This is a genomic window from Kitasatospora sp. NPDC034023, from assembly GCF_055575795.1.
Window position 1 is genome coordinate 197,481 of sequence record NZ_JBVIRY010000009.1, and the last position, 21,359, is coordinate 218,839.

At 75.4% G+C, this 21,359-nt stretch carries 3 protein-coding genes; all 3 read left to right on the top strand.

Annotation, left to right across the window (positions count from 1 at the left end; translation table 11 throughout):
• Window positions 1-111: 111 nt before the first annotated feature.
• On the top strand, window positions 112-15,801 hold the full coding sequence (locus ACZ52R_RS15995) for a type I polyketide synthase (RefSeq protein WP_465753612.1): 15,690 nt from the start codon (window positions 112-114) through the stop codon (window positions 15,799-15,801).
• A gap of 260 nt (window positions 15,802-16,061) precedes the next feature.
• Window positions 16,062-17,180, top strand: coding sequence for an agmatinase family protein (locus ACZ52R_RS16000; RefSeq protein ID WP_465621403.1), 1,119 nt, complete (start codon window positions 16,062-16,064; stop codon window positions 17,178-17,180).
• Window positions 17,181-17,530: 350 nt separating this feature from the next.
• Window positions 17,531-21,359, top strand: a 3,829-nt coding sequence (locus ACZ52R_RS16005; protein ID WP_465753613.1) for a type I polyketide synthase, incomplete at its 3' end; no start/stop codon positions are given.

Consider the following 21,359-nt stretch of genomic DNA (forward strand, 5'->3'; position numbering starts at 1 on the left):
CCGCCTTCGCCGCGGCGCTGCCCCGCCACGTCCCGCCGCCCGGTCGGAACAGCCCTGCACGGGGTGAACATCCGCTCGCAGCCGCAAGGCCGTAAAGAGGTCACAGTAACGATGGCGAATGAAGAGACACTCCGCGGCTACCTCAAGCGGGTGACGGCCGATCTGGCCCAGACGCGGCTGCGCCTGCGGGAGGCCGAGGCCAGGGACCAGGAACCGATCGCCATCGTCGGGATGAGCTGCCGCTACCCCGGCGGCGTCCGCTCGCCCGAGGACCTGTGGCAGCTGGTGGCGTCGGGCGGCGACGCGATGTCCGGCTTCCCGGCCGACCGCGGCTGGGACCTGGAGAACCTCTACCACCCGGACCCGGACCACCCGGGCACCTGCTACACCCGCGAGGGCGGGTTCATCCACGACCTCGCCCGGTTCGACCCCGCCGTGTTCGGCATCTCGCCGCGCGAAGCGCTGGCGATGGACCCGCAGCAGCGGCTGCTGCTGGAGACCTCCTGGGAGGCCTTCGAACGGGCCGGCATCGACCCGCTGTCGCTGCACGGCACCCGGACGGGTGTCTTCGCCGGGACCAGCGGGCAGGACTACCTGACCGTCCTGCTCGGCTCCACCGACGACGTCGAGGGCTACCTCGGCACCGGGATCGCGGCCTCCGTGGTCTCCGGCCGGATCGCGTACAGCCTGGGCCTGGAGGGTCCGGCGGTCACCGTCGACACCGCGTGCTCCTCGTCCCTGGTCGCGCTGCACCTGGCCGTGCAGGCGCTGCGCAACGGCGAGTGCGGGCTCGCCCTGGCCGGCGGGGTGACCGTGATGAACTCCCCCGGCACCTTCGTGGACTTCAGCCGCCAGCGGGGCCTGGCCGCCGACGGCCGGTGCAAGTCCTTCGCGGAAGCGGCCGACGGCACCGGCTGGGCCGAGGGCGCCGGCATGGTGCTGGTGGAGCGCCTGTCGGACGCCCGCCGCAACGGCCATCCGGTGCTGGCGATCGTCCGCGGCTCCGCCGTCAACCAGGACGGCGCGTCCAACGGCCTCACCGCACCCAACGGCCCCTCCCAGCAGCGCGTCATCCTCCAGGCGCTGGCCAGCGCGCGGCTGACGCCCGACCAGGTGGACGCGGTCGAGGCGCACGGCACCGGCACGACCCTCGGCGACCCGATCGAGGCGCAGGCCATCATCGACGCGTACGGCCGGGACCGGCCCGAGGGCCGCCCGCTCTACCTCGGCTCGCTGAAGTCCAACATCGGTCACAGCCAGGCCGCGGCCGGCATCGGCGGCGTCATCAAGTCGGTCATGGCGATCCGGCACGGGCTGCTGCCGCAGACCCTGCACGTGGACCGGCCGACCGGCAACGTCGACTGGTCGGCCGGGACGGTGGAACTGCTCACCGAGGCCCGCGACTGGCCGGAGACCGGCGCGCCGCGCCGCGTCGGCATCTCCTCGTTCGGGTTCAGCGGCACCAACGCCCACACCATCATCGAGCAGGCGCCGCCGGAGACCGAGCAGGCGCCGGACGGGCCCGACACGGCGCCCGGCGTGCTGCCCTGGCTGCTCTCCGGCAAGGGTGAGGCGGCGCTGCAGGCCCAGGCCGCGCGGCTGCGGGAGCGGCTGACGGCCGCGCCCGACCTGCGTCCGCTGGACGTGGCGTACACCCTGGCGACCGGCCGCGCCGCGCTGGAGCAGCGCGCGGTGCTGGTCGCGGACGGCCGCGAGGAGCTCCTGGCCGCGCTGGACGTCCTTGCGGCGGAAGGGAGTTCGGGCGACCTGGTGTTCGGCTCGCCGGTCGAGGGCCGGACGGCGTTCCTGTTCGCGGGGCAGGGGAGTCAGCGGGTCGGGATGGGCGGGGAGCTGTATGCCTCCTACCCGGTGTTCGCGGCGGCTTTCGACGCGGTGTGCGCTGAACTGGACCCGCTGTTGGACCGTCCGCTGCGCGGGGCGATCGCGGATGCGGAGCTGATCAACGAGACGGGGTACACCCAGCCGGCGCTGTTCGCGCTGGAGGTGGCGCTGTTCCGTCTCGTCGAATCCTGGGGTGTGCGGCCGGACTTCCTTGCCGGTCACTCGATCGGTGAGCTGGCCGCGGCGCATGTGGCGGGTGTGTTCTCGCTGGCGGACGCGTGCCGGCTGGTGGCGGCCCGTGGCCGGTTGATGCAGGCGCTGCCGCGCGGCGGCGCGATGGTGGCGGTGCGGGCCTCCGAGGCCGAGGTGCTGCCGCTGCTCACCGACGGCGTCGGCCTCGCCGCGGTCAACGGGCCCACGTCCGTGGTGCTGTCGGGCGCCGAGGATGCCGTCCGGGCCGTCACGGAGCAGCTGACGGGTCGCAAGTCCACGCGCCTGACGGTCAGTCATGCGTTCCATTCGCCGCTGATGGACGGCATGCTGGCGGACTTCCGAACGGTCGCCGACCAGGTCGCCTACGAGGCCCCGCAGATTCCGCTCGTCTCCACCCTCACCGGGGCGCTCGCCGCCGAGGAGTTGACCGACCCCGCGTACTGGGTGCGCCACGTCCGGGAGGCCGTCCGCTTCGCCGACGCGATCAGCGCCCTGGAGGCCGAAGGCGTCCGGACGTTCCTGGAGATCGGCCCCGGCGGCACACTGACCGCCCTCGGCGATGAGAACGCCCGGCACCGCGACTCCGCCTTCGCCGCGGCTCTGCGCGCCGACCGGCCCGAGGCACGCGCACTGACCACCGCGCTCGCCCGGCTCCAGGTGCGCGGGGCCCGGCCCGACTGGCAGGCGTACTTCGCCGACACTGGCGCACGCCGGGTCGACCTGCCGACCTACGCCTTCCAGCAGCGCCGGTTCTGGCCCACCGCAGGGGCGTGGGACGAGGGCGCCGCCGCCGGGGCGACGGCCGGCTCACCGGCCGACGAACAGTTCTGGGCGGCCGTCGAGCGCGGCGACCTGGAAGCGCTCACCACGACCCTGGCCGTCGCCGGGGACCAGCCGCTCCATGCCGTCCTGCCCGCACTGACCGCCTGGCGCCGCAGCAGCCGGCTGCGCTCGACCGTCGACGACTGGCGCTACCGGATCGCCTGGCGGCCTGTCCCGGATACGCCGACCGGGCGGCTCACCGGCACCTGGCTGCTCGTCACCCCGGCCGAGGCTGCTGCGGACACCGACGCGTGGAGCTCCGCGGCCGCCGCGGCCCTCACCCGGCGCGGCGTGCGCGTGCGGCACCTCGCCGTCGACCCCGCGGCCACCGACCGGGCCGCCGTCGCCGACCTTCTGCGCGCCGAACTCGCCTCTGAGGGACAAGAGTTCACCGGCGCGCTCTCGCTCCTCCCGCTGGCCTCGGGAACGCACCCGGAGCACCCGTCCGCGCCGCTCGCACTGACCGGGACGCTCGCCCTGGTCCAGGCGCTCGGCGACGCCGGCATCGAGGCCCCGCTCTGGTGCGCCACCCGGGGCGCGGTCACCACCGGTGGCGCGGACCGGCTGGAGAACGCCGTCCAGGCCCAGGTCTGGGGCCTCGGCCGGGTCGTCGTCCAGGAGTACCCGGACCGCTGGGGCGGCCTGATCGACCTGCCGCCCACCCCGGACGAGCGGGCCCAGGACCGGCTCGCCGCCGTGCTCGCCGGCCTCGGCGCCGAGGACCACCTGGCGATCCGCCCCGCCGGGATCCTGGCCCGCCGCCTGGTCCGCGCCCCGCGCACCGACGCCCCGGCCGAAGGCTGGTCGCCGCGCGGAACCGCCCTGGTCACCGGCGGCACCGGCGCGCTCGGCGCCCACGTCGCCCGCTGGCTGGCCGGCCGCGGCGCCGAGCACCTGGTGCTGACGAGCCGCCGCGGCCGCGACGCCGCCGGCGTGACCGAGCTGGAGGCCGAACTCACCGCCCTGGGCGCTCGGGTGACCGTCGCCGCCTGCGACGTCACCGACCGCGCCGCGCTCGCCGGCCTGCTGGCCGACATCCCCGACCAGTACCCGCTGACCACCGTCGTCCACGCGGCCGGCGTGCTGGACGACGGCGTGCTGGACGCCCTCACCCCGCAGCGACTCGCCGGGGTGCTCGGCCCCAAGGTCGACGCCGCCGTCAACCTGCACGAACTCACCCGGGAGCTCGACCTCTCGGCGTTCGTCATGTTCTCCTCCTTCGCCGGCACCTTCGGTGGGCCCGGCCAGGGCAACTACGCGGCCGCCAACGCCTTCCTGGACGCCCTCGCCGAGCAGCGCCGCGCCGCCGGCCTGCCCGCCACCGCGATGGCCTGGGGCGCCTGGGCGGAGGGCGGCATGGCGGTCGACGACACCGTCAAGGACCGGCTGCGCCGCGGCGGCGTCCCGGCGCTCGACCCGGCCACCGCTATCGCCGCCATGCAGCACGCCCTCGACCTCGACGAGACCTTCTCCCTCGTGGTCGACGTGCTCTGGGACCGCTTCGCACCCCAGTTCACCGGCATCCGCAGCAGCACGCTCTTCGACGAGCTGCCCGAGGCGCTGCAGGCCATGGCCGCCGCCGACAGCGAGTACGGCGAGCAGTCCGGCGGCGCCACCTTCCAGCAGCGGCTGGCCGCGGCGGCGGAGAGCGAACGGCCGCGCATGGCGCTGGACTTCGTCCGCACCCAGGTCGCCGCCGTGCTCGGCCACGCCGGACCGCAGGACGTCGAACCCGCCAGGGCCTTCCGAGAGTTGGGATTCGACTCGCTGACCGCCGTCGAGCTGCGCAACGTGCTGGTCGCGCTCACCGGCCTGAGGCTGCCCGCCACCCTCGTCTTCGACCACCCCAACGCGACGGCCCTCGCCGACCTGCTCCGCGCCGAACTGCTCGGCGCTGCGGCCCCCGCGGCCGGGCAACCCGAGCGCACCGGGAGCGCCGCCGCGGACGACGAGCCGATCGCGATCGTCGGCATGAGCTGCCGGTTCGGCGGCGGCGTGGACTCGCCCGAGGCGCTGTGGCGGCTGCTCGCCGACGGCTCCGACGCGCTGGTGCCCTTCCCCGGCGATCGCGGCTGGGACCTCGACGCCGTCTATCACCCCGACCCGGACCACCCGGACACCAGCTACGTTCGCGAAGGCGGCTTCCTCGCCGACGCCGGCGCGTTCGACCCCGGCTTCTTCGGCATCTCGCCGCGCGAAGCGCTGGCGATGGACCCGCAGCAGCGGCTGCTGCTGGAGACCGCCTGGGAGGCGATCGAACGGGCCGGCATCGACCCGACCACCCTGCGCGGCAGCCGCACCGGAGTCTTCGCGGGCACCAACGGCCAGGACTACCTGCCGCTCGTGGTCAGCGCCCCGGACGGCTCCGAGGGATTCCTCGGCACCGGCAACGCGGCCAGTGTGCTCTCCGGCCGGATCGCGTACACCCTCGGCCTGGAGGGTCCGGCGGTCACCGTCGACACCGCCTGCTCCTCCTCGCTGGTCGCCCTGCACTGGGCCGTCCAGTCGCTGCGCTCGGGCGAGTGCGAACTGGCGCTCGCCGGCGGCGTCACCGTGATGTCCACGCCCGGCAACTTCATCGACTTCAGCCGCCAGCGCGGCCTGGCCGCGGACGGGCGCTGCAAGGCCTTCGCCGCGGGCGCGGACGGCACCGGCTGGGGCGAGGGCGTCGGCCTGCTGCTGGTCGAGCGGCTCTCCGACGCGCAGCGCAACGGGCACCAGGTGCTGGCCCTGGTCCGCGGCTCCGCCGTCAACCAGGACGGCGCGTCCAACGGTCTGACCGCCCCGAACGGGCCCTCCCAGCAGCGGGTGATCCGCCAGGCACTCGCCGCGGCGGGCCTGTCGGGCCATGAGGTCGACGCGGTCGAGGCGCACGGCACCGGCACCGCGCTCGGCGACCCGATCGAGGCACAGGCACTGCTCGCCACGTACGGCCAGGACCGGCCGGCCGAACAGCCGCTCTGGCTCGGCTCGGTGAAGTCCAACCTCGGCCACACCCAGGCCGCCGCCGGCGTGGCCGGCATCATCAAGATGGTCATGGCGATGCGGCACGGCGTCCTGCCTCGGACCCTGCACGTGGACGAGCCGTCGCCGAACGTCGACTGGGCGTCCGGCGCCGTCGAACTGCTCACCGAGGCCCGTCCCTGGCCCGAGAGCGGACGGCCCCGCCGGGCCGGCGTCTCCTCCTTCGGCGTCAGCGGCACCAATGCGCACACCGTCCTGGAACAGGCCCCGGCGCCCGAGCCCGAACCCGCGCCCGAGCCCGAACCCGAGCCCGAACCCGCGGCTGGGGACGCTGCGCCGACGGCCGTGCTCTGGCCGCTCTCGGCCCGCAGCGCCGAGGCGCTGCGCGGCCAGGCGGCCCGGCTGTCGGCGCTGCTCGCCGAGCGGCCCGCCCTGGACCCGGCCGACCTCGGCCACTCCCTGGCCACCACCCGCGCCGCCTTCGAACACCGGGCCCTGATCACCGGAGCGGACCCGTCCGCCCGGCAGGCCGCGCTCACCGCCCTCGCCGAGGGCGCCGAGGCGCCCGGCCTGGTCCGCGGCACCGCGGCGCTCGGCCGGACCGCCTTCCTGTTCACCGGCCAGGGCAGTCAGCGGGCCGGAATGGGTGCGGAACTCCACGCGTCCCACCCGGTGTTCGCGCACGCCTTCGACGAGGTCTGCGCGGAGCTCGATCCGCTGCTGGACCGCCCGCTGCGCGAGGCGATCGCAGACCCCGAGTCGATCAACGAGACGGCGTGCGCCCAGCCGGCGCTGTTCGCCGTCGAGGTGGCCCTGTTCCGCCTGCTGGAGGCCTGGGGACTGCACCCGGACGTGCTCGCCGGCCACTCGGTCGGCGAGATCGCCGCCGCACACGTGGCCGGCGTGTTCTCGCTGTCGGACGCGGCGCAACTGGTGGCGGCCCGTGGCCGGCTGATGCAGGCGCTGCCGCGCGGCGGCGCGATGGTGGCCGTCGAGGCGTCCGAGGCGGAGGTGCTGCCGCTGCTGACCGGGGGCGTCGGCATCGCCGCGGTCAACGGGCCCGCGTCCGTGGTGCTTTCCGGCACCGAGGACGCCGTCCGAGCCGTCATGGAGCAGCTGACGGGCCGCAAGTCCAAGCGGCTGACGGTCAGTCACGCCTTCCACTCGCCGCTGATGGACGGCATGCTGGCGGAATTCCGCACGGTCGCCGCCCAGCTGCGGTACGGGACGCCCCGCATCCCGATCGTCTCCACGCTCACCGGAGCCCCCGCGTCCGCCGAACTCACCGACCCCGAGTACTGGGTGCGCCACGTCCGGGAAGCCGTCCGCTTCGCCGACGCCGTCCGGGCGCTCGACACCCAGGGCGTCGGCACCTACCTGGAGCTCGGCCCCGATGCCGTCCTCAGCGCCCTCGCGCAGGAGAGCGCCACCGGACCGGCCGCCTTCCTGCCCACGCTGCGCCACGGCCGACCGGAACAGCAGACGCTCACCGCCGCGCTCGCCGAGGCGTACGTGCGCGGAGCGAACCCGAACTGGCCCGCGGTCCTCGCCGGGCAGCGAGCCCGCCGGGTCGACCTGCCCACCTACGCCTTCCAGCGCGAGCGCTACTGGCCGAACGTCCCGCCGGCGGACGCGGGCGACGTCACCCTGGCGGGTCTCGGCGCCACCGGCCATCCGCTCCTCGGCGCCGCCGCCGAACTCCCGGACTCCGGCGGGCTGGTGTTCACCGGGCGGCTCGCCCTGAGCACCCACCCCTGGCTGGCCGACCACACCGTGATGGGTTCGGTGCTGCTGCCCGGGACCGCCTTCGTCGAACTCGCCCTGCGGGCCGGCGACCAGGTCGGCTGCGACCTGCTGGAGGAACTCACCCTCGCCGCACCGCTGGTGCTGCCCCCGCAGGGCGGTGTCCAGCTGCGGCTCACCCTCGGCGCACCCGCCCCCGACGGCCGCCGCGATTTCAGCCTGCACTCCCGCCGCGAGGACCTCCCCGCCGAGGAGCCGTGGACCCGACACGCTACCGGGGTGCTCGCCACGGCCGGCACCCCCGCGCCCGCCCCCGCGCCCGGCCCCTGGCCGCCCGAGGGCGCCGTCGCGGCCGACCTGGCGGGCCGCTACGAGGCCATGGTCGCGGTGGGCTTCGACTACGGCCCGGCCTTCCAGGGCCTGCACCGCGCCTGGCGGCACGAGGGCGAGGTGTACGCCGAACTGCGCCTGCCGCAGCAGGCCGAGGCCGACGCCGCCCGCTTCGGACTGCACCCCGCGCTGCTGGACTCCGCGCTGCACACCCTCGGCCTGACCGTAGCCGACGGCGCCGACTGGCAGGCCGGCCTGCCGTTCTCCTGGACGGGCGTGCGGCTGCACGCCGCCGGGGCCGCCGCCCTCCGCGCCCGGGTCACCCCGCACGGCACGGACGGCGTCACCCTGCGCCTGGACGACGAGGACGGCCGGCCCGTCGCCACGGTCGACGCGCTGGTCCTGCGGCCGGTGACCGCCGAGCAGGTGAACGCCGCGCAGACCCTCCACCACGAGTCGCTGTTCCGCCCGGAGTGGGTCGCGCTGCCCCTCCGCGAGCCTGCGGCCGCCGGGGGCGAGCGCTGGGCCGTGCTCGGCGGCGACGCCCCGGCCGGCCTCGGCCTCCCCGTGGAGCACCACCCCGATCTGGCCGCGCTCGCCGCGGCGGGCCCCGTCCCCGACGTGGTGCTCGCCCCCTGCCTGCCGCCCGCCGACCCGGCCCCGGCGGCGACCGCCGGCGCGCTCCACCGGGTGCTCGCCCTCGTCCAGGGCTGGCTCGCCGACGAGCGGACCGCCGACGGCCACCTGGTGGTGCTCACCCGCGGCGCCGTCGCCACCGCCGACGACCCGGACGTCTTCGACCCGGCGCACGCCGCCGCCTGGGGACTCGTCCGCTCCGCGCAGACCGAGAACCCCGGACGGATCAGCCTGGTCGACCTCGACGGCGACCCGGCCTCCGCCCGCGTCCTCCCCGCCGCCCTCGACGCCGGGGAACCGCAGCTCGCCGTGCGCAGCGGCACCCCGCACGCCCTGCGGCTGACCCGGGTCGCCGTTCCCGCGGCCGAGTCCGGGCCGCCCGCCCTCGACCCCGACGGCACCGTCCTGGTCACCGGTGGCACCGGAGCGCTCGGTGCACTGGTGGCCCGCCACCTGGTCACCCGGCACGGGGTCAGGCACCTGCTGCTCACCAGTCGGCGCGGCGCCGACGCCCCCGGCGCGGCCGAGCTGACCGCCGACCTGGCCGCGCTCGGCGCCGAGGCGACCGTCGCTGCCTGCGACACCGGTGACCGGGCGGCGCTCGCCGACCTGCTCACCGCCGTCCCCGCCGCCCACCCGCTGACCGCCGTCATCCACACCGCCGGCGTCACCGACGACGGCGTGATCAGCTCACTCACCCCCGACCGGCTGGACGCCGTCCTGCGCCCGAAGGCCGACGGCGCCCGGCACCTGCACGAGCTGACCGCCCGGCTCGACCTCGCCGCCTTCGTGCTCTTCTCCTCCGCAGCCGGCCTCTTCGGCGGCCCCGGCCAGGGCAACTACGCCGCCGCCAATGCCGCCCTGGACGCCCTCGCCGAGCACCGCCGCGCCCACGGCCTGCCCGCCACCTCGCTGGCCTGGGGCCTGTGGGCGCAGGCCAGCGGCGTCAGCGGCCACCTCACCGAGAACGACCTCGCACGGATGGAACGCTCCGGCCTCGGTCCGCTCTCCGACGACGAGGGCCTGGCCCTGTTCGACGCGGCCCTCGCCGCCCAGCGGGCGCAGGACGGCGGCGCCGTCCTCGTCCCGATGCGGATCAGCACCGCCGTCCTGCGGAGCAGGGCCGCCGACGGGCAGGTCCCGCCGCTGCTGCGCAGCCTGGTCCGCGCCCCGCTGCGCCGAGCCGTCCGCACCGCCGACGGGCCGGCCGCGGCCGGCGCCGCCGGGCAGCTCGCCGACCGGCTCGCCGTACTGAGCCCCGCCGACCAGGAACGCGAGCTGCTCGACCTCGTCCGCGGCCGGGTCGCCGCCGTCCTCGGCTACCCGAACGCCGCCGCCGTCGACGCCGAACGGGCGTTCAAGGAGCTCGGCTTCGACTCGCTGACCGCCGTCGAACTGCGCAACCAGGTCGGCGCGGCGAGCGGCCTGCGGCTCCCCGCCACGCTCGTCTTCGACTACCCCAGCCCCGCCGCGCTCGCCGTCCACCTGCGCGCCGAACTCCTCGGCGACCGCCCCGATCCGGTCGGCCATGCACCCGCCGTGGCCGCCACCGGGCTCGACGACGACCCGATCGTGATCGTCGGGATGGCCTGCCGCTACCCCGGCGACATCGACTCGCCCGAGGCGCTCTGGCAGCTCGTCGCGGGCGGCCGGGACGGCATCTCCGGCTTCCCCACCGACCGCGGTTGGGACCTCGACGCGCTGTACCACCCCGACCCCGACCACCCCGGTACCTCGTACACCCGCGAGGGCGGCTTCCTGCACGACGCCGCCGACTTCGACCCGGCGTTCTTCGGCATCTCGCCGCGCGAGGCGCTCGCCATGGACCCGCAGCAGCGGCTGCTGCTGGAGACCGCCTGGGAGGTCTTCGAGCGTGCGGGCATCGACCCGGCCACCGTGCGCGGCAGCCGGACCGGCGTCTTCGCCGGCGTGATGTACCACGACTACGGCACCCGGCTGCGCGCCGCCCCCGACGAGGTCGAGGGCTACCTCGGCACCGGCAGTTCCAGCAGCGTCGTCTCCGGCCGCGTCGCCTACACCTTCGGTCTGGAGGGCCCGGCGGTCACCGTCGACACGGCGTGCTCCTCCTCGCTGGTCGCCCTGCACCTGGCCGTCCAGGCGCTGCGCAGCGGCGAGTGCACGATGGCACTGGCCGGCGGTGTCACGGTGATGTTCACCCCCGGCACGTTCGTGGAGTTCAGCCGCCAGCGCGGCCTCGCCGAGGACGGCCGCTGCAAGTCCTTCGCCGCGGCGGCGGACGGCACCGGCTGGGGCGAGGGCGCGGGCATGCTGCTCGTCGAGCGCCTCTCGGACGCCCGCCGCAACGGCCATCCGGTGCTGGCGGTCGTCCGCGGCTCGGCGATCAACCAGGACGGCGCCTCGAACGGCCTCACCGCCCCCAACGGCCCCTCCCAGCAGCGGGTCATCCGGCAGGCCCTCGCCGACGCCCGGCTCACCCCCGACGAGGTGGACGCGGTGGAGGCGCACGGCACCGGCACCACCCTCGGCGACCCGATCGAGGCCCAGGCCCTGCTCGCCACCTACGGACAGGACCACACGGACCACCGGCCGCTGTGGCTCGGCTCGGTGAAGTCCAACCTCGGCCACACCCAGGCCGCCTCCGGCGTGGCCGGTGTGATCAAGATGGTGATGGCGATGCGCCACGGCGTGCTGCCGCGGACGCTGCACGTGGACGCGCCCTCGCCGCACGTGGACTGGGCGGCGGGCGCGGTCGCGCTGCTCACCGACTCCGTGCCGTGGCCGGAGACCGGCCGCCCGCGCCGCGCCGCCGTCTCCTCCTTCGGCATCAGCGGCACCAACGCCCACACCGTCCTGGAGCAGGCCCCGGAGACCTCGTCTGCCGCGGCCGCCGATGGGCAGCCGCCCGTCCCGGCGCAGCCACCCGTCCTCGCCTGGCCGCTCTCCGCCAAGGGGGAGACCGCCCTGCGTGGCCAGGCTGCCCGCCTGCTGGCGCACCTGACCGGCCACCCCGAGCCGTCCCCGGAGGAGGTCGGCCACGCACTGGCGACCACCCGCGCCACCCTGGAGCAGCGGGCCGTCCTGGTCGCCGCCGGGCACGACGACCTCCTGGCGGCCCTGGCCGCCCTGGCCGAGGGCGCCGAGGCACCCGGTCTGGTCCGCGGCGCGGCCGCGCCCGGCCGCACCGCCTTCCTGTTCACCGGCCAGGGCAGCCAGCGGGCCGGCATGGGCGAGGAACTGTTCGCGGCCTTCCCGGTGTTCGCCGAGGCCTTCGACGCCGTCTGCAGGGAGCTGGACCGCCACCTGGAGCGTCCGCTGCGCGAGGCGATCGCGGACGCCGAGCTGATCGACGAGACGGCGTACACCCAACCCGCCCTGTTCGCCCTGGAGGTGGCGCTCTACCGGTTGGCGGAGGCCTTCGGCATCCGGCCCGACCTGCTCGCCGGTCACTCGATCGGCGAGCTGGCGGCCGCGCACGTCGCCGGTGTGTTCTCGCTCGCCGACGCGGCGCGGCTGGTCGCGGCGCGCGGCCGGCTGATGCAGGCGCTGCCGCGCGGCGGCGCGATGGTCGCCGTCGAAGCGGCGGAGGACGAGGTCCTGCCGCTGCTGACCGACGGTGTCGGCATCGCCGCGGTCAACGGCCCGACGTCCGTGGTGATCTCGGGTGCCGAGACCGCCGTGGTCGAGATCGCCGAGAAGCTCGCCGCCGACGGCCGCCGCACCAAGCGACTGACCGTCAGCCACGCCTTCCACTCTCCGCTGATGGACGGCATGCTCGACGACTTCCGGGCCGTTGCGGAGCAGGTGGCGTACGAGGCACCGCGGATCCCGATCGCCTCCACCCTGACCGGCTCGCTCGTTTCGACCGAGCTGACCGACCCCGAGTACTGGGTGCGGCACGTCCGCGAGGCCGTCCGCTTCCACGACTCCGTCCGGACCCTGGAGACCGAAGGCGCCACCCGCTACCTGGAGCTCGGCCCCGACGGCGTCCTCAGCGCCCTCGGCCAGGACTGCGTCACCGGCACCGGCCCCGCCTTCCTGCCTGCCCTGCGCCGTGGCCGGCCCGAGCCTCGAGCCCTGGCCACCGCCCTCGCCGGACTCCACGTCCGGGGCGCCGACGTCGACTGGTCGGCGCTCCTCGTCGGCCCCGGGAGTGCCCGCCGGATCGACCTGCCCACCTACGCCTTCCAGCGGGAGCGCTACTGGCTCGACGCCGGCCTGTCCGCCGGGGACATGGCCTCCGCCGGACTCGACCTGGCTGGTCACCCGCTGCTCGGCGCGGCCGTCCAACTCCCCGACACCGGAGCGCTGGTGTTCACCGGCCGGGTCGCGCGCTCGACCCAGCCCTGGCTGGCCGACCACACCGTGCACGGCTCGACCGTGCTGCCCGGCACCGCCCTCGTCGAACTCGCGCTCCGCGCCGGCCGCCAGGTCGGCTGCGAGCTCCTCGACGAACTGACCCTCGCCGCACCGCTGGTGCTCCCCGAACGCGGCGGAGTCCAGGTGCGCCTGACCGTTGCCGCCGCCGAGCCGGACGGCCGCCGCGCCCTGGCGCTGTACTCCCGGGTGGAGGACGTCCCCGCCGACGAGCCGTGGATCCGCCACGCCACCGGCCTGCTGGCCGACGGTGCCCCGGCCGACGGCCTCGACCTCACCGCCTGGCCCCCGGCCGGTGCCGAACCGGTCGACACCGACGGCCTGTACGCGGCGACCGCCGCGGCCGGTCTGGACTACGGGCCGGCCTTCCGCGGCCTGCGCCGCGCCTGGCGGCTGGACGGCGAACTCTTCGCCGAGATCGCCCCCGAACCGACCGGCCGCGCACTGGAGACCGCCGCATTCGGGCTGCACCCCGCGCTGATGGACGCCGCCCTGCACGGCATCGGCCTCGGCGGCCTGGTGCCGGCCGCCGACCTCGACCCGGGCCGCCCCCGGCTGCCGTTCTCCTGGACGGGCGTACGGCTGCACGCCCCGGGCGCGGCCGCGCTGCGGGTGCGGCTCGCCCCGGCCGGCCAGGACGCGGTCGCCCTGGACCTGGCCGACGAGCACGGCCACCCGGTCGCCACCGTCGACACCCTGGTGCTGCGCGCGGCCTCCGCCGAGCAACTGCACGCCGCCCGGGACGCCTTCCACGACTCGCTCTTCCGCATCGAGTGGACCGCGCTGCCCGGCGCACCCGCAGCCGTCGCCGACACGGCGCCGGACGGGCAGCCGTGGGCGGTGCTCGGCACCGCCGACGGCCTGGTCGGGCCGGACGGGCAGGACCTGCCCGGATACCCCGGACTCGCCGTCCTGACCGCGGCCGTGGCCGCCGGAGCGCCCGCACCGGCGACCGTGCTCGTCCCCGCCTTCCCGGCCCGCCCCGACGGCACACGGACCACTGACACGCAGGCCACCGACGCCCCCGCCTCCGACACCCCGGAGGCGGCCCGCGCGGCCGCCCTCCGCGCGCTCCGCCTCGCCCAGCAGTGGGCGACCGACCAGGGCCCGGCCGACGCGCGGTTGGTGCTCCTCACCCGGGGTGCGGTCGCCGTCGGCGACGAGGAGGGCCTCGCCGACCCGGCACACGCACCGGCATGGGGACTGCTGCGCTCCGCCCAGAGCGAGAACCCCGGCCGGATCGTCCTGGTCGACCTGGACGAGGACGCCGACTCGGTCCGCGCTCTCCCGGCCGCCCTGGCCTCCGGCGAGCCGCAGCTCGCCGTCCGGCGCGGCACGGTGCAGGTGCCCCGACTGGCCCGCGTCCCCGTCGCCGCCGAGCCGGTCAGCGCCGAGCCGGTCACCACGGAGCCGGTCACCACGGAGCCGGTCACCACGGAGCCGGTCACCACGGAGTCGGTCGCGGCCGACCACGGACAGGACCACCGCGGCACAGCGGCCTTCGCCCCGGACGGCACCGTTCTGGTCACCGGTGGCACGGGAGCGCTGGGTGCGCTGGTCGCCCGCCACCTGGTCACCCGGCACGGGGTCAGGCACCTGCTGCTCACCAGCCGGCGCGGCGCCGACGCCCCCGGGGCTGCGGACCTGGTCGCCGACCTGGCCGCGCTCGGTGCCGAGGCGACCGTCACGGCCTGCGACACCGGCGACCGGGCGGCGCTCGCCGACCTGCTCGCGGCAGTCCCCGCCGCCCACCCGCTGACCGGCGTCGTGCACACCGCCGGCGTCCTGGACGACGGCGTGGTGACCGCCCTGACGCCGGAGCGGCTGGAGTCGGTGCTGCGCCCCAAGATCGACGCGGCGTGGCACCTGCACGAGCTGACCGCCGGGCTCGATCTCGCGGCCTTCGTCCTCTTCTCCTCCTCCGCCGGTGTGCTGGGCGGCCCCGGGCAGGCCAACTACGCCGCAGGCAATGCGTTCCTGGACGCCCTCGCCCGGCACCGCAGGAACCGGGGGCTGCCGGCCGTCTCGCTCGCCTGGGGCCTGTGGGCCCCGGACGGGGACTCCGCCGGCCCGTCCGGCGGCATGTCCGGCAGCCTGGACGAGGCAGACGTGGCCCGGATGACCCGGGCCGGCTTCGCCCCGCTGCCCACAGCCGAGGCGCTGGACCTGCTCGACCGGGCGCTCGCGCTGCCGGACGCCCACCTCGTCCCGATGCGGTTCGACCCCGCCGCCGTCCGCGCCCAGGGCGACCCCGGGGCGGTGCCGCACCTGCTGCGCGGCCTGGTCCGACCGCCGGCCCACCGCCCGGCCGGCGGTCCACGGACGGCCGCCGACGGCCGGGCCGGACAGCCGGTGCCCAGCACCCTGGCCGACCAGGTCCGCGGACTGCCGGACGGCGACCGCGACCGCATCCTGCTGGACGCGGTACGCGCCCAGGTCGCCGGGGTACTCGGCTACGGCAGTGCGAGCGCCATCGAACCGGCCCGCGGGTTCGTGGAGCTGGGCTTCGACTCGCTGACCGCCGTGGACCTGCGCAACCGGCTCGGGGCGGCCGCCGGCCTGCGCCTGCCGGTCACGCTGATCTTCGATCACCCCACGCCGGCCGCCCTCGCCGCCTACCTCCGCGAGGAGACCCGCGAGCAGGAGGCCGCGGTGGGCCCGGCGCTGCCGATCGGTGCGGAACTCGACCGCCTGGAGTCGATCCTCGCTTCGCTCACCCCGGGCGACGAGGAGCACCGCAGCGTGGCCACCCGGCTGCGCACCCTGCTGGCGATGTGGACCGAGACCCGGACCGCGGCCACCGGTGAGCCGACCCGCGCCGAGGACACCGCACTCGACGGGGCCACCGCCGACGAGCTGTTCAGCCTGCTCGACGAGGAGCTCGGCCTGAACTGACGCCCGTGTCCGCCGGGAGCCCGCGCGGGCTCCCGGCGGACACCGCCCCGCCGCCACCTCCGGCCGGCGCACCGAAGGTAGGGGTCGGCCCCGGCGACCTAGGGGTCGGGTAGTGGCGCGCACGGGTACTGACGGAATTTCGGCCGACCTAGGCTCGGTCCGCAGCGACCCGCGTGCAGGCCTGCGCCCCGTCGAGCGGCGCGACACTCCGCGCCCCGCACCGTCGCGACGCCCGCCCTGCCATGCCACCGAGGAGACGCGTGAACGACAAGTCCGAGATCCCGGAGTTCCGCCTGGAGGTCGACCGGTCCGCGGCTCCCGCCCGCGAGCCCGGGCCGATCGACCTGCGCCGCTACTACGCTCACCCCGCCTACTCGGGGCTCGCCACCTTCATGGGCGTCCCGTACTGCCTGAACCAGGAGGACCTGCGGGCCGGCGACGTCGACGTCGCCGTGCTGGGCATTCCGCTGGACTCCTCGGTCGGCCACCGCGGCGCCGCGTACGGGCCGCGCATGATCCGCGCCGACGAGCGCTACATCTTCAACACGCCCGAAGCGATGATCAACGCGAGCACCCGGATCAACCCGTTCGACGTGCTCAAGGTCGTGGACTACGGCGACGCGGCCGTGGACGCGTTCAGCACCCCGAACTCCATCGGCCCGATCCGCTCCCTGGTGCGCGAGATCGCCGAGGTCGGCGCCGTCCCGGTCCTGCTGGGGGGCGACCACTCGCTGCTCTGGCCGAGCGTCGGAGCCCTCGCGGACGTGTACGGCCCGGAGAAGATCGGCGTCATCCACTTCGACGCCCACCCGGACTGCCACGACAGCCAGCTCGGCCACCGCGCCACCCACAGCACCCCGATCCGCCGCATCATCGAGGACGAGGGGGTGCCGGCCGGCAACGTCGTCCAGGTCGGCGTGCGCACCGTCACCGGCCCCGACAACCAGCTCTTCAACTGGATGCGGCGGCAGGGCATGAAGACCCACTTCATGGCCGAGATCGAGCGGATCGGCTTCCACGCCGTGCTCGACAAGGCCATCGCCGAGGTCCAGGAGAACGCGGAGTTCGTCTACCTCTCCCTCGACATCGACGTCCTCGACCCCGTCTACGCACCCGGTACCGGCACCCCCGAGCCCGGCGGCCTGACGAACCGCGAGATCTTCCCGGCCTTCCGCCGGATCTGTCACGAGACCAAGGTCATCGGCATGGACGTGGTCGAGGTCGCCCCGCACCTGGACCCCGGCTACTCCACCACCATGAACGCCCGCCGGGCCATCTTCGAGGGCCTCACCGGCCTCGCCATGAACCGCCTGAAGATCGCCGGACCGAACTACCTCAACCCGATCGTCTCCGGTCAGGTGAAATTCCCGATGGGCTGATTCGCGGCCGGTCCGGCGGAATTGCCGCGGATATCCCCGCACCCGGCTAGGGGGAGGTTAGGGGATGCCTCCCGCGGAACGCCGCTGCTAGCGTGGCGGCGAACAGGAAATGACCGTGGCCCTGCCGGAGAATTCCACCGGCCGGGCGACTCGAAATCCGGCGGACCGGTGCGCGGAAACCGGAACCGGAAACGCCGGGGCAGATTCCCTCCCGGGTCGGTGCGGAGTTTCGGGCGCACGTTTTCATCGCGAATCATCGGCGGCCGTGCCCAGGGCCCTCCGGACGTGCTCGGACGTTCCGGAAGCGGCCGGCACGGCCCCCACGACCGGGTTCAAGGGTGTGACAGCACGTGGAGAACGAAGAGAAGCTCCTCGACTACCTCAAGCGGGCGACCGCCGACCTGCGCGAGACGCGCCGGCGGCTCCGCGAGCTGGAGGACCAGGAGCCGGAGCCGATCGCCATCGTCGGCATGGCCTGCCGCTACCCGGGCGGAGTGACCTCGCCCGAGGAGCTGTGGCGGCTGGTCTCCGACGGCGCCGACGGCGTCTCGGAGTTCCCCGACGACCGCGGCTGGGACGTCTCCGCCCTGTACGACGAGGACCCCGACAGCCCCGGCACCTCGTACACCCGCGAGGGCGGCTTCCTGCATGACGCCGCCGATTTCGACCCGGCGTTCTTCGGTATCTCGCCGCGCGAGGCGCTCGCCATGGACCCGCAGCAGCGCCTGCTGCTGGAGACCTCCTGGGAGGCGTTCGAGCGGGCCGGCATCGACCCGGAGTCCGTCCGCGGCAGCGCCACCGGCGTCTTCGCCGGCGTGATGTACCACGACTACGCCTCCCGCCTGGTCACCGTGCCCGAGGAGGTCGCCGGCTACCTCGGCAACGGGAACTCCGGCAGCGTCGCCTCCGGCCGCGTTGCGTACGCGCTCGGCCTGGAGGGCCCGGCGGTCACCGTCGACACCGCGTGCTCGTCCTCGCTGGTCGCCCTGCACTGGGCGGTGCAGGCGCTGCGCGCAGGGGAGTGCTCGCTGGCGCTGGCCGGCGGCGTCGCCGTGATGTCCACCCCCAACGCCTTCATCGACTTCAGCCGCCAGCGGGGCCTGGCCGCCGACGGTCGCTGCAAGTCCTTCGCGGCCGCCGCCGACGGCACCGGCTGGGGCGAGGGCGTCGGCATGCTGCTCGTCGAACGGCTCTCGGACGCCGTCGCCAACGGCCACCCCGTGCTGGCCGTCGTGCGCGGCACCGCCGTCAACCAGGACGGCGCCAGCAGCGGACTCACCGCCCCCAACGGTCCCTCGCAGCAGCGGGTCATCCGGCAGGCCCTCTCCGCCGCCCGGCTGACCGCCCATCAGATCGATGCCGTAGAGGCGCACGGCACCGGCACCCGCCTCGGCGACCCCATCGAGGCGCAGGCCCTGATCGCCACCTACGGCCAGGACCGGCCCGCGGACCGCCCGCTCTGGCTGGGCTCGCTCAAGTCCAACCTCGGCCACACCCAGGCCGCGGCCGGCGTCGGCGGCATCATCAAGATGGTCATGGCGATGCGCCACGGCGTGCTCTCGCGCACCCTGCACGTGGACGAACCCACCCCGCACGTCGACTGGTCGGCCGGCACGGTCCGCCTCCTCACCGAGGAGCGCCCCTGGCCGGAGACCGGCCGACCCCGGCGGGCCGCCGTCTCGTCCTTCGGCGTCAGCGGCACCAACGCCCACGCCATCCTCGAACAGGCCCCCGTTGCCACCGCGGCGGCGGCGCGCCCGGACGGCCGGCCCCGCCCGGTGCCGCTCGTGCTCTCCGGCCACGACGACGCGGCCCTCCGCGCCCAGGCCGAGCGCCTGCGGGCCCACCTGGCCGCCGACCCGACGCTCGATTTGGCCGACGTCGGCCTCTCCCTCGCCGTCGGACGCGCGGCGCTCAAGCAGCGGGCGGCGCTGGTCGGTGATGACCGGGCGCAGTTGCTGGCCGGTCTGGAGGCGCTGGCCGCCGGCGGCTCGGCAGGGGTTCGTGGGGTTGCGGGGACGGGTGGTCGCACGGCGTTCCTGTTCGCGGGGCAGGGCAGTCAGCGGGTCGGGATGGGTGGGGAGCTGTATGCCTCTTACCCGGTGTTCGCGGCTGCGTTCGATGCGGTGTGTGCGGAGTTGGATCCGCTGTTGGGGCGTTCGCTGCGTGAGGCGGTCGCGGATGCGGAGCTGATCAGCGAGACGGGGTTCACGCAGCCGGCGCTGTTCGCGCTGGAGGTGGCGCTGTTCCGGTTGGTCGAGTCGTGGGGTGTGCGGCCGGACTTCCTGGCGGGGCATTCGATCGGTGAGCTGGCTGCGGCGCATGTGGCGGGTGTGTTCTCGCTGGCGGACGCGTGCCGGCTGGTGGCGGCGCGTGGCCGGTTGATGCAGGCGCTGCCGCGTGGTGGCGCGATGGTGGCCGTCCAGGCGGCGGAGGCCGACGTGCTGCCGCTGCTGACGGCCGAGGTGGGCATCGCTGCCGTCAACGGGCCGGCGTCCGTGGTGATCTCTGGCACCGAACAGGCCGTTCTGGATGTCGCGGAGAAGCTGGCGGCCGACGGCTGCCGGACCAGGCGGCTCACCGTCAGTCATGCGTTCCATTCGCCGCTGATGGACGGCATGCTGGCGGAGTTCCGCGCCGTGGCCGCTGAGGTGGTTTTCGCGGAGCCGCGGATTCCGATCGTGTCGACGCTGAGCGGCTCGCTCGTGTCGGCCGAGTTGACCGACCCTGAGTACTGGGTGCGGCATGTTCGCGAGGCTGTCCGCTTCGCTGACGCGGTGCACGTGCTGGAGGGCGAAGGCGTCCGGACGTTCCTGGAGCTGGGCCCGGACGGCACGCTCAGCGCGATGGCAGGGCAGTGCCTCGCGGAGGACAGCGACGCCGTCCTCACCCCCGCCCTGCGCCGCGACCGCCCCGAGCCGGAGAGCTTCACCACCGCGCTCGGCCAACTCCACGTGCTCGGTGCGAAGGTCGACTGGCAGGCGGTGTTCGCCGGCACCGGTGCCCGCCGGGTCGACCTGCCGACCTACGCCTTCCAGCGTGAGCGCTACTGGCTGGACAGCGGAGCCGATCACGCCGGGGACGTCACCGCGGCCGGCCTCGGTGCGGTCGCACACCCGCTGTTCGGCGCGGCCGTGTCGGTGCCCGAACTGGACGGGCGGCTCTTCATCGGCCGGCTGTCCGTACGGACGCACCCCTGGCTCGGCGACCACGCCGTCGCGGGCCGGGTGGTGCTCCCGGGCACGGCTCTGGTCGACCTCGCCATCGCGGCCGGCGACCAGGTGGGATGCAGCCGACTGGAGGAGCTCACCGCGGAAGCGCCCCTGGTGCTCCCGGTGACAGGTGCCCTCCAGCTGTGTCTGACGGTGGGGGCCCCCGATGAGCAGGGCCGCAGGCCGCTGAGCCTGCACGCGCGGCCGCAGGACGACGGTGTCGACGACACCTGGCCCGACCTGCCGTGGACCCGCCACGCCACCGGTATCCTGGCGCCCGCTGCGCCCCCGGCCTCCTTCGACCTCGCGCAGTGGCCGCCGGCCGGCGCGGAGCACGTCCCGGTCGACGGCCTGTACGAGGGGCTGGCGGCCGCCGGTCTCGAGTACGGCCCGGTGTTCCAGGGCCTGCGGTCGGCCTGGCGGCGGGACGGCGAGGTCTTCGCCGAGATCGCCCTGCCGGCGGAGGCGCAGGCGGACGCCGGGTCCTTCGGCGTGCACCCCGCTCTCCTGGACGCCGCCCTGCATGCCATCGGACTTGGTGGACTGCTGCCCGACACCGGACAGGGCCGCCTCCCGTTCGCGTGGTCGGACGTGTCGCTGTACGCGTCCGGCGCGGCCGAGCTTCGCGTTCGCGTGGCCGTGGTCGGCCCCGACGCGGTGTCGCTGGCGATCGCCGATGCCACCGGCCGGCCGGTCGCCCTGGTCGAGTCGCTGGTCCTCCGTCCCTTCGCCGCGGAGAAGCTCGCGGCCCCGGGCGGCCATGAGTCGCTCTTCCGCCGGGACTGGATACCGGCGGCGCTGCCGACCGACGTGCCGGCTGAGGCGATCGGAGTGCTCGGCGACGACGGCCTGGGCCTTCCGGGCGCGGTGTGCTTCGCGGACCTGGCCTCGGTGGCCGGGAGCGGCGCGGTCCCGGACACACTGGTGTATCCCGTTCGCGCCATCCGTGGCGACGACCCGGTCGCCG

Coding starts and splice junctions, on each gene's coding strand:
- ACZ52R_RS15995 (WP_465753612.1), top strand. CDS start 112: ATGGCGAATGAAGAGACACTCCGCGGCTACCTCAAGCGGGTGACGGCC.